Origin of the sequence: Pseudonocardia xinjiangensis (assembly GCF_050948425.1) — a bacterium.
Classification (GTDB): Bacteria; Actinomycetota; Actinomycetes; order Mycobacteriales; family Pseudonocardiaceae; genus Pseudonocardia; species Pseudonocardia xinjiangensis.
In genome coordinates, this window is the sequence record NZ_CP192009.1 from 1,820,389 (window position 1) to 1,831,900 (window position 11,512).

Below are 11,512 nucleotides of genomic sequence, written 5' to 3' on the forward strand. Positions count from 1 at the left end.
ACGCCGTCCCCTGGAGAACGCAGCCGTGCACCTCAAGAGCCTGACGCTGAAGGGCTTCAAGTCCTTCGCCTCGGCCACGACGCTGCGCCTGGAACCCGGGATCACCTGCGTGGTCGGGCCCAACGGCTCGGGCAAGTCCAACGTGGTCGACGCGATCAGCTGGGTGCTCGGCGAGCAGGGCGCGAAGGCACTGCGCGGCGGGAAGATGGAGGACGTCATCTTCGCCGGTACCTCGGGAAGAGCGGCCCTCGGCCGCGCCGAGGTGACGCTCACCATCGACAACTCCGACGGTGCCCTGCCCATCGACTACTCCGAGGTGTCGATCACCCGCCGGATGTTCCGGGACGGTGCCGGCGAGTACGAGATCAACGGATCGCACTGCCGCCTCCTGGACATCCAGGAGCTGCTGTCGGACTCCGGCATCGGCCGCGAGATGCACGTGATCGTCGGGCAGGGGCAGCTCGACTCGGTGCTGCAGTCCAAGCCCGAGGACCGCCGGGCCTACATCGAGGAGGCCGCAGGCGTCCTCAAGCACCGCAAGCGCAAGGAGAAGGCGCTCCGCAAGCTCGACGCGATGCAGGCCAACCTCACCCGGCTCACCGACCTCACCGCGGAGCTGCGCCGCCAGCTCAAACCGCTGGGCCGGCAGGCGGAGATCGCGCGCCGGGCGCAGTCCGTCCAGTCGGAGCTTCGTGACGCGCGGTTACGGCTCGCCGCCGACGACCTCGTCACCCTGCGCGACAGCCTCGCGCGTGAGGAGGCCGACGAGTCGACGGCCCGCGCCCGCCGCGCCGAGGTCGAGGAGCAGCTGTCGGTCGCCCGCGTCGAGCAGGAACGGCTGGAGCTCGCGCTGGCCCAGGACGCCCCGCGGCTCGCCGCCGCGCAGGACACCTGGTACCGGCTCTCCGCGCTGGCGGAGCGCCTGTCCGGCACCGTCCGGCTCGCCCAGGAACGCACCCGCCACCTCGCCGACCCGCAGGAACGCACCCCGGGGCGCGACCCCGACGAGCTGGACGCCGAGGCCGACGCCGTCTCCGAACAGGAGGACGAGCTGGTCGAGGCCGTCGCCGAGGCCCGCAGACGGCTGTCGGACGTGCTGGAGGAACGCGCCGACCACGAGCGGACCCTCGCCGCGGCCGAACGCGCCCACATGGCCGCCGTCCGCGCGCTCGCCGACCGCAAGGCGGGCCTCGCCACCCTCGCCGGGCGCGCCGAGGCGCTGCGCAGCGGCGCCGCCGCCACCGCCGACGAGATCGACCGGCTCTCCGAGGCGCTGGCCGAGGCCGAGGAGCGCACCGAGACCGCGGCGGGCGAGCTGGAGCTCGCCCGCGACGAGCTCGGCGGCCTCGGCGGCGACGACCCCGCCGACGGCTCGCTCGCGAGCTCGCTGCGGGAGCTCGAGCAGCGCTGCGCCGAGGCCGTCGAGGCACACGACGGCGCGCGCAGGCGGGTGGCCGAGCTGGTGGCCCGCGAGCGCGAGCTGGAACAGCAGCGCGCGCACTGGCGGGCCCGGGTCGACGCCCTCTCGGTCGGGCTGGCGCGCCGCGACGGGTCGGGCGCGTTGCTCGACACCGACGGCGTGCTCGGCGCGGTGTCCGGCCTGCTCACCGTCGAACCGTGGGCACGGGTGGCGGTCGCGGCGGCGCTGGGCGAGCTCGCCGACGCACTGGCGGTGGCGAGTCCCGACGCCGCGGTGGACGCGCTCCGCCTCCTGCGCACCCGCGACGCGGGCCGGGCGTCCCTGGTGGTGGGCTCCGCCGAAGTTCAGGAAAGCCACTTTCAGGCCCTCTCCGGGCAGGAAAGTGGCTTTCCTGAACCTCCGGTGGGGCGCTGGGCATCCGGGCTCGTCTCCGCCGAGCCCGCGGTGCGGGGCGCCGTTGCCCGGCTGCTGCACGGTGTCGTCGTCGTCGACGATCTCGGCGCCGCCCGTACCGTCGTCGCCGGGCACCCGGAGCTCACGGCCGTCACCACCGACGGCGACGTGCTCGGGGCGGCCAGGGCGTCCGGTGGTTCCGGCGCGGCCTCCAGCGCGCTGGACGTCCAGGCCGCTGTGCAGGAGGCCGTCGAGCAGCGGGAGGCGGTCGAGGAGGAGCTGGCGGGCCTGCGTCCGGCGCTCGACGGGGCCCGCGCCGAGGAAGCCGCCCGGCTGAGCGAGGTCGAGGCCGCGCGGCGGCAGCAGACGGCGGCCGAGCAGCGCCGGGCCGCGGCGTCGGCCCAGCTCGGGCGCTACGAGCAGGCCGTCCGGTCGGCCACTGCGGAGGCCCAGCGGCTGCGGGAGCGCCGCGACGCCGTCGAGGCCCGTCGCTCCGACGCGTTGCTCGCGCTGGAGGCCGCCGAGCAGCAGCTCGCCGTGGCCGAGGACGAGCCGGTCGACGACGAGCCCGACACCGAGATCCGCGACGCGGCCGCCGAGTCGCTCGCCGCTGCGCGCGCCGAGGAGGTGGAGGCGCGGTTGACGCTGCGCACCGTGGAGGAGCGGGCGCGGGCGATCGCGGGCCGCGCCGACTCGCTGCGCCGCCAGGCGTCCTCGGAGCGGCAGGCCAGGGCCAGGGCTGCCGCGGCCCGGGAGGCGCGCGAACGCGGCGCCCGGATCGCGAATATCGTCGTGGCCGCCGGCCGGACCGCCTCGGAGCAGATCGCCGTCTCGCTGGCCGCGGCGGCCACCGAGCGGGACGCCGCGGCGGCGGCCCGCGACTCCCGGGAGCGGGCACTCGGCGAGGCCAGGGCCAGCACCCAGCGGCTCACGGGGCTGATGGAGAAGCTCACCGACGCCGTGCACCGCGACGAGGTGCTGCGCGCGCAGTCCCGGCTGCGGCTGGAACAGCTCACGGAGAAGATCCTCGCCGACCACGGTCTCGGCATCGACGACCTCGTCGCGGAGTACGGCCCGGACACACCCGTGCCCGCCTCGGCCGCGGAGATGGCCGAGTACGAGGCGGCGAAGGAGCGCGGCGAGGACGTCGTGCCACCACCGCCGATGCCCTTCGACCGCGCCACCCAGCAGCGCCGCGCGCAGCGAGCCGAGAAGGACCTCGGCCTGCTGGGCAAGGTCAACCCGCTGGCGCTCGAGGAGTTCGCGGCGCTCGAGGAGCGCTACCGGTTCCTGTCCACCCAGCTGGAAGACCTCAAGAACACCCGCCGCGACCTGCTCACCGTCGTCCGCGAGGTGGACGACAAGATCCTCGAGGTCTTCACCATCGCCTACACCGACGTGGCGCGGGAGTTCGAGACCGTCTTCGCCACCCTGTTCCCCGGTGGTGACGGCAGGCTGGTCCTCACCGACCCCGACGACATGCTCACCACCGGCATCGAGGTGGAGGCCCGGCCGCCCGGCAAGAAGGTCAAGCGGCTGTCGCTGCTGTCCGGTGGGGAGCGGTCGCTGACGGCGATGGCCCTGCTCGTGGCGATCTTCCGCGCGCGGCCGTCGCCGTTCTACGTGCTCGACGAGATCGAGGCCGCCCTCGACGACGTGAACCTGCGCCGGCTCATCTCCCTCATGGAGGAGCTGCGGGAGACGAGCCAGCTCATCGTCATCACCCACCAGAAGCCGACGATGGAGGTGGCCGACGCGCTCTACGGCGTCTCCATGCGCGGCGACGGGATCACCACGGTCATCAGCCAGCGCCTGCGCGCGGCGAGCTGACCGGGCGGGGGCTCAGGCCAGGTTCTGCTCGACGAAGCCGGTGACGGCGGCGGCGAACGTCTCGGGCTCCTCCAGGTGCCCCATGTGCCCGCTGTTCTCGAACACCACGAGCTGCGAGCCGGGGATCGTCTCGTGCAGCTCCTGGCCCCACCGCGGGCCGCAGATGAACCCCCACCGGCCGGTCAGCACGAGGGTGGGCAGGTGCAGCGCCGCGAGCGCGTCGTGGTGGCGCCACGGTCCCTCGTCCGACGTGACCGCCCACGCCTGCAGGCTCGTGCGCATGACGTCGTACGCCTCGACCGTGCGGGAGTCGGCGAAGTAGGCCGGGAGCAGGCCGCGCATCGACGCCGTGTACTCCTCGTCCGTGCCGGTGGCGAGCGCCTTCCAGGTGGCCATCGCCTCCTGCGCCTCCGGCCGGTCGGCGTAGCGCTCCAGGAACCTCTCCAGGTTCTGTGCCGCGTCGACCATGATCTCCGGGCCGGCGAGCGGCGCGGTGTCGAAGAGGATCAGCCCGGCGAGCCGGTCGGGGTGCCGGATCGCGTACCGCTGGGCCACGAAACCGCCGTGCGAGTGGCCGAGCAGGTGCACGTCGGGCACGCCGAGGTGGGCGAGCAGCGCCTCGACGAACTCCACGTAGCGGTCCACCGAGTACCCGCCGGGGTGCTCGGGCAGCCGTCCCGACTCGCCGGTGCCGATCGGCTCCACGTAGACGCAGGTCAGCTTCTTCTCGAGCAGTGGCATGCGCAGGTAGTCCCACCCGATGCCCGGACCTCCCGGGTGGAGCACGCAGACCGGGCCACGTCCGGCGACGTGGTAGCGCATGGGGACGCCGTTCAGCTCGAGGGTGTGGGTGCCCTCCTGGAGGGCGGGTGTCGTCGGCACGGACGGTTCTCCTGTGGGTCGGCGGGGACGCACCGGCGGGCGCGCCCTCCACCTGGAGGCGCGAGTTTCCGGCTCGCGGGCCGCGAGATCCGATCGGTCCGGTGGGGACGAGAATGGGGGAGTGGATCAGGACCGCAGGCTCGTCGGCCGCGAGGCCACGCTCGCCGCGGCCCGGGTGGCGCTCGACGAGGTCCTCGGCGGGGCCGGGCAGCTGCTGCTGGTGTCGGGGGAGCCGGGCATCGGGAAGTCCGCGCTGCTCGGAGAGGTCGTGCGGACGGCCGCGGCGCAGGGGGCCCGGGTGCTGCGGGGCACCTGCTGGGAGGCGGCCGTCGCGCCGCCCTACTGGCCGTGGACGCAGGTCCTGCGCTCCGTCGACCGGTCCACGGTGCAGCTCGGCGAGGCCGCCCGCCTGATCGAGCGGTCCGCGCCCGACGGCCCGTCGGCGGCACTGCCGTTCGAGATGTTCGACGCGGTGGCCCGGGTGCTGGCCGAGCTGGCTGCGCACTCGCCACTGGCTGTGGTCCTCGACGACCTGCAGTGGGCCGACGAGGCGTCCGTCCGGCTGCTGTCCTTCCTCCGCACGCAGCTCGCCGCCGATCGCGTCCTCCTGCTCGGCGCCTTCCGTGACACCGAGTCGGGCGCCGAGCTGCGCCGGCTCACCGAGACGGCACAGCTGCTCCAGCTGGGCGGGCTGACGGCCGACGACGTCGCCGCGCTCATGCGGCGCACGGGCGGGCCGCACGCGCCCATCGAACGGGCGGAGGAGATCCGGAGCCGGTGCGGCGGGAACCCGTTCTTCGTGCGCGAGGTGTGCCGGCTCGGCGTCGCCGACGGCTGGGACGCGACGGCGGCCGGGCGGATCCCCGACGGCGTGCTCGGCGTCCTGCGGCGGCGGCTCGGGCGCCTCTCCGCGCCGTGCGCCGCGATGCTCACCGCCGCCGCGGTGGCCGGCCGCGTCGTCGAGCCCGAGGTGCTGGGCCGCGCGCTCCCGACCGGCGACGCCGCCGGGACCACGGCTCTCATCGACGAGGCCGTCGCCGCGCGGGTCCTCGCGCCGGACGGGGCGAGGACCTCCTTCGTCCACGACCTCTACCGGGAGACGCTGCTCGCGGACTGCCCGTCGGCCCGGCTCGCCGAGCTCCACGCGGCCGTCGGCGCGGCACTGCGGGACGTCACCCCGCCGGATGCGCTCACGGGGGACCGGCTGTCCCGGCTCGCCGCCCACTTCGTCGCGGCCGGACCGCCCGCGGCCGGGGAGGCGGTGCGGTTCTCCGTGCTCGCCGCCCGGGACGCCACCTCCCGGCTCGGTCACGAGGACGCCTGCCGGCACTACGAGCTCGCGCTGGGTGTGATCGACGCGGTGGCCCCGCCCGCGGGGTCGGCGCAGCGCACCCGCCTGCTCGTGGAGCTCGGAGCGGCGCAGGCGCGGGCCGGGAGCGCCGACGCGGCGCGGACCGCCTACGACGAGGCCGTCCGGCTGGGGCGGGCCGGGGGCGAGTGGGAGGCGGTGGCGCGGGCGGCGATGGGCCGCTACGGCTTGGGCAGCCGCGACCCGGTGGAGTACGCCACGGTGATCTCCGTGCTGGAGGAGGCGGACAAGGCACTGGCCGCGTCGGGTACGGCTGACGTCGCGCTGCGCTGCAGCCTGCTCGCCACCCTGGCGCGGGCCCGGCGGCACGCGGACCCGCGCCGCGTCGACCCGGAGGCCGTCGAGGCCGCGGAGCAGGCCGTGGCGCTGGCGGCAGGCGACCCGCGCTCACGGGCGGAGTCCCTGCTGGCCCTGCACGACGTCCTGTGGGTGCCGGGGCGCGCGTCCGAGCGGCTCCCGGTGCTGGACGAGATGCTGGCCGCCGCCGTTGCGGCGGACGACCCGGAGCTCGTCGCGGTGGCCCACCAGCTGACGGCCACCGCGCTCATCGAGACGGGCGACCCGGCAGGTCGGCTCGCGCTCGAACGGTACGTGCACCTCGCGGCCGGGCTCGGACACGCGCGCGGCCGCTGGGGCGCGCTCAGCCGCCGGGCGACTCTCGCCGAGCTCGCCGGGCGCGTCGAGGAGGCCACCGACCTCGCGGGCGCCGCGCTGGAGCTGGGCTCCGCGATCGGCGAGCCCGACGCCCCCGGCTGCTTCGCCACGCTGCGGTCCTCGCTCATGGCGATCGGCGGCCCTGAGCTGACGCTCGACCTGGGTGGCCTGGACGAGAACGACCAGCTGTGGCCGGTGTTCCCGCTGATCCGCGCGCTCGCCCCGGCGTTCCGCGGCCGGTACGAGGAGGCCGCCGAGCGTCTCGGGGACTTCGCGGTACAGGACGTGCTGCAGAAGTACGACCTCGAACTGGTCGCCGTGGCCGCCACCGTCTTCGCGGCCGTCGGCTCGGACGCGCAGCGCACGTGGACCTACGAGCGGCTCGTCCCGGTCGCGGGGCTGCACGTCGTGGTCGGCGGGTGCGCGGCCTACTACGGGCCGGTGGACCATCTCCTCGGAGAGCTGGCCGCAGGCCTCGGACGGCGGGACGCGGCCGTGGCCCACCTCACCGCGGCGGCGCGGCAGTGCGACCGGCTGGGGGTCGCGGCCTGGTCGCGGCGCAGTCTCGACGCGCTCGCCCGCATGGGCGCCGGGCCGGACGAGCCGGTGGTGGAGCGCGACGGCGGCACCTGGCGCCTGGCGTTCCGGGGCCGCGTGGAGCACCTGCCCGACGCGAAGGGCCTGCGCGACCTCGCCGTCCTCCTCGGCTCTCCCGGGCGGGACGTGCACGTGCTCACGCTGCTGGGCCGGGACGTGCCGCCGACGGGGTCCGATCCCGTGCTCGACGACCGGGCGAGGGCCCGCTACCGCCACCGCCTGGGCGAGCTCGACGGCGACATCGACGAGGCGGTCGAGTTCCAGGACCTGCACCGGGCCGAGCGGCTCCAGGCGGAGCGGGACGCGTTGCTGGCCGAGCTCGCCGCCGCCACAGGGCTCGGCGGGCGACCCCGGCGCCTCGGGGACGAGACCGAGCGCGCCCGCAAGACCGTGGGAGCGCGGATCCGGGACGCGCTGCGCCGGGTGGACGCCGTGCACCCCGAGCTCGCCGAGCACCTCCGCGCCACCGTCGGCGTCGGCACGGTCTGCCGCTACACACCGCAACCGGTGCCGACGAGGGAGTGACCGGCGACATGATCTTCCCGAGGTCCTGAGGATCGCCCTGGCCAGGGCCATCTCGTCGATCTGACAACGATCACGGTGAACGCCAGGTGCTTGGCGCCCCTGCCGCTGCTTCGCATGACAGGGTGGACAGGTGACCACGGAGACCTTCTGGATCATCATCGCGATCGCGGCGGTGGTCCTGCTCGTCGCCGTCGCGCTGGGGCTGGTGCTGCTGCGGCGACGGCGGATAAGCCTGCGTGAGCCGGGGGAGGTCGAGGGCGGCACGAGCCCCGGCACCGCCCCGCCACGCGGCGGCACCTACAAGGCCGAGAGCGGCTTCTCCTTCACGGCGGGCTCCGATACGGCTGCCCCCCCGGCCGCACCACCGGAGCAGCGGGCCGAACCCGCGGCACCGCCGACGAACCGCGCGCCCACGGCGGACCTGCTGCCGCCGGTGGACACCGCGCCCCCCGCGCCGCCGGCCGAGACGGCGCCTCCGGCCCAGACCCCACCGCCCGCCCGGACGGCCCCGCCGGCCGACACCGCGCCGCCGGCCGACACATCCCCGGCGCCCGACACGACCCCGTCCCGGGCAACGCCGCCGGCGGAGACCGCTCCGCCCGCCGAGCGGGCACCCGCGGCCGGGACCGCCTCGGCGGTCCCTGAGACCGCCTCTCCCGCGCCCACGGCACCACCGGAGACGACCGCGGTCCCCGGCCCGGTGGCCGAGACCGCGCCGCCTGCCGAGGCCCCGCCCGCCCGTCCCGCGGTGCCGGAGACGCCCCCGGCCGCCGAGACCGCACCCTCCGCCGCCGCCCCGCCGGCCGAGACCACGCCCACCAGGACCACGCCGGGCCCGGACACAGCGCCCGCCCCCGAGGCGGCCCGGACCGTGACGCCTCCGGCCGCTGCGCCCTCCACCAACGGCGCCGCGCCGCCCGCCCCGCCCACCGCGCCGCCGGAGATCGCCCCCGCCGAGGGCCGGCTCGAGCGGCTGCGCGGCCGGCTGGCCCGGTCGCGTTCCGGCTTCGGCCAGGGGCTGCTCGGCCTGCTGGGGGCCGGGGAGCTGGACGAGGAGTCGTGGGAGGACGTGGAGGCCATGCTGCTGCAGGCCGACCTCGGCCCCGAGATGACCTCCGAACTGGTGGAGACCCTGCGTACCGAGCTGGCCCGCCGCGCCGTGCGTACGTCGGAGCAGGCGAGGCAGCTGCTGCGCGAGGTCCTCACCGCCGCCCTGCGCACCGATCTCGACCGCTCGCTGCGCGCGCTCCCGCACGACGGCAGGCCCGCCGTGCTGCTGATCGTCGGGGTCAACGGCACCGGGAAGACCACCACCACCGGCAAGCTGGCCAGGGTGCTGGTGGCCGGTGGGCGCCACGTGGTGCTCGGTGCGGCCGACACCTTCCGCGCCGCCGCCGCCGAGCAGCTGGGCACCTGGGGCGAGCGGGCGGGAGCCACCGTGGTGCGCGGCCCGGAGGGCGCCGATCCGGCCAGCGTGGCGTTCGACGCCGTGAAGCAGGGCACCGACGAGGGCGCCGACGCCGTACTGCTCGACACCGCGGGCCGGCTGCACACCAAGACCGGCCTGATGGACGAGCTGGGCAAGGTCAAGCGGGTCGTCTCGCGGCAGGCCGCCGTGGACGAGGTGCTGCTCGTGCTCGACGCCACCACCGGCCAGAACGGGCTCACCCAGGCCCGGGTGTTCGGCGAGGTCGTCGACGTCACCGGCATCGTGCTCACCAAGCTCGACGGCACCGCGAAGGGCGGCATCGTGTTCCGCGTGCAGCGCGAGCTGGGGGTGCCGGTCAAGCTCGTCGGGCTCGGTGAGGGGCCCGACGACCTCGCCCCGTTCGAGCCCGCGGCATTCGTCGATGCACTGTTGGCCTGAGAATCCGGCTGTGTAATCCGGATGTAACTCCACGGGCCGGCGCGTTCACCGCTACGAAACAGCGGCGGACGATGCGCGAAACATGCCGGCCAGATAGTTCCCGTCATCTGCCGCTCCACTCGCCACCTCCAGGCAAAGCGGCGACTGACGGGAAGGAGTTGACGTGCTCGATACCGGCGATACCGCCTGGATGCTGGCAAGCTCAGCGCTGGTGCTGCTGATGACACCCGGGTTGGCACTGTTCTACGGCGGCATGGTCCGCTCGAAGAGCGTGCTGAACATGATGATGATGAGCATCTCGTCGCTCGGGCTGGTCGGCGTGCTGTGGGTGCTCTACGGCTACTCCGTCGCGTTCGGCAACGACGTGGGCGGCGGGCTGCTCGGCAACCCGGCGGAGTTCGCCGGGCTCAAGGGCCTGTTCGGCGGCACCTACCTCGCGACCGAGGGTGGGCCGCCCGTCGACATCCCGCTGGTCGGCACCATTCCCGCCACGGTCTTCGTCGCCTTCCAGGCGATGTTCGCGATCATCACCGTCGCCCTGATCTCCGGTGCCGTCGCCGACCGCCTGCGGTTCGGCCCGTGGCTGCTGTTCGCCGGACTGTGGGCCACCATCGTCTACTTCCCGGTCGCGCACTGGGTCTTCTCGTTCAACGGCGTCACCGCCGAGAACGGTGGCTGGATCGCCAACGACCTCAAGGCGATCGACTTCGCCGGTGGCACCGCGGTGCACATCAACGCCGGTGCCGCCGCTCTCGCACTCGCGCTGGTGCTCGGCAAGCGCCGCGGCTGGCCGCGCGAGCCCATGCGCCCGCACAACCTCACGCTGGTCATGCTCGGCGCCGGCCTCCTGTGGTTCGGCTGGTTCGGCTTCAACGCCGGTTCGGCCGTCGCGGCCAACGGCGTCGCGGGCCTCACGTTCGTCAACACGCTGGTGGCCACCTCGGCCGCGATGCTGGCCTGGTTGCTGGTCGAGCGCATCCGCGACGGCAAGCCCACCAGCCTCGGCGCGGCGTCCGGCCTCGTCGCCGGCCTCGTCGCCATCACGCCGTCGTGTTCGTCGGTCTCGCCGATCGGCGCCATCGCGATCGGGGTCATCACCGGCATCCTGTGCGCGCTGGCCGTCGGTCTCAAGTTCCGCTTCGGCTATGACGACTCACTCGACGTGGTCGGTGTCCACCTCGTCGGCGGTCTGGCCGGCACCCTGCTGGTCGGTTTCTTCGCCACCTCCAGCGCGCCGGCCGGGGTGGACGGCCTCTTCTACGGCGGCGGTGTCGACCAGCTCTGGCGGCAGGCGGTCGGGGCGGTCGCGGTGCTGGCGTTCTCCTTCGTCGTGAGCCTGATCCTGGCCTACATCGTCAAGGCGGTCATGGGCCTGCGGGTCAGCCCGGAGGAGGAGGCCACCGGCATCGACGAGACCGAGCACGCCGAGACCGGCTACGACTTCTCCACTCTCCACGGCATCGGCGGTCTCGGGACGCCTCGGCCGTCCGCAGCCACGAACGCGGCCGCGGAGCACGTTCCGGCAAACGCAGGCAAGGAGAGCTGAGCGATGAAGCTGGTCACGGCGATCGTCAAGCCGTTCGTCCTCGAGGACGTCAAGGGGGCGCTGGAGCAGATCGGCGTCCTGGGCATGACGGTCAGCGAGGTGCAGGGGTACGGGCGCCAGAAGGGCCACACCGAGGTCTACCGCGGCGCGGAGTACTCCGTGGACTTCGTGCCGAAGGTCCGGGTGGAGGTCGTCGCCGACGACACACTCGCCGACAAGGTGGTGGACGCCGTGGTCGAGGCGGCCCGTACGGGCAAGATCGGTGACGGCAAGGTGTGGGTCACTCCGGTCGAGAGCGTGATCCGGGTCCGTACCGGTGAGCGCGGCACCGACGCCATCTGATCACTTCATCTGACGTCGGATCCGAGGGCCCGCTGCACAGCATGATCGTGCGGCGGGCTCCGGCGCGTTTTCCGGAACTGTCTGGTT

6 protein-coding genes are annotated in these 11,512 nt (G+C 74.5%); 5 read left to right on the top strand and 1 reads right to left on the bottom strand.

Going from position 1 to position 11,512, the window contains the following annotated elements; genetic code table 11:
- Window positions 1–25: 25 nt before the first annotated feature.
- On the top strand, window positions 26–3,643 hold the full coding sequence (smc, locus tag ACQPZA_RS08610; RefSeq protein WP_433279735.1) for a chromosome segregation protein SMC: 3,618 nt from the start codon (window positions 26–28) through the stop codon (window positions 3,641–3,643).
- A gap of 12 nt (window positions 3,644–3,655) precedes the next feature.
- On the opposite strand, the gene ACQPZA_RS08615 is transcribed toward smc, so the two are convergent.
- On the bottom strand, window positions 3,656–4,525 hold the full coding sequence (locus ACQPZA_RS08615) for an alpha/beta fold hydrolase (RefSeq protein WP_433279736.1): 870 nt from the start codon (window positions 4,523–4,525) through the stop codon (window positions 3,656–3,658).
- A 121-nt stretch (window positions 4,526–4,646) separates the two neighbouring features.
- Between ACQPZA_RS08615 and ACQPZA_RS08620 the strand changes: the two genes are divergently transcribed.
- From ACQPZA_RS08620 to ACQPZA_RS08635, 4 genes are all read left to right on the top strand, one after another.
- Entirely contained in the window at window positions 4,647–7,670 is a 3,024-nt protein-coding gene (locus ACQPZA_RS08620) for an ATP-binding protein (protein ID WP_433279737.1), read from the top strand.
- 130 nt (window positions 7,671–7,800) lie between these two features.
- Window positions 7,801–9,537 carry a signal recognition particle-docking protein FtsY gene (ftsY, locus tag ACQPZA_RS08625; protein WP_433279738.1) on the top strand — a complete coding sequence of 579 codons (1,737 nt, stop codon included), beginning with the start codon at window positions 7,801–7,803 and terminating at the stop codon, window positions 9,535–9,537.
- A gap of 163 nt (window positions 9,538–9,700) precedes the next feature.
- Complete coding sequence (locus ACQPZA_RS08630) at window positions 9,701–11,083, top strand: ammonium transporter (protein WP_433279739.1); 1,383 nt, start codon at window positions 9,701–9,703, stop codon at window positions 11,081–11,083.
- 3 nt (window positions 11,084–11,086) lie between these two features.
- Window positions 11,087–11,425, top strand: coding sequence for a P-II family nitrogen regulator (locus ACQPZA_RS08635; protein ID WP_169399558.1), 339 nt, complete (start codon window positions 11,087–11,089; stop codon window positions 11,423–11,425).
- The last annotated feature ends 87 nt before the right edge of the window (window positions 11,426–11,512 follow it).

Coding starts and splice junctions, on each gene's coding strand:
- ACQPZA_RS08635 (WP_169399558.1), top strand. CDS start 11,087: ATGAAGCTGGTCACGGCGATCGTCAAGCCGTTCGTCCTCGAGGACGTC.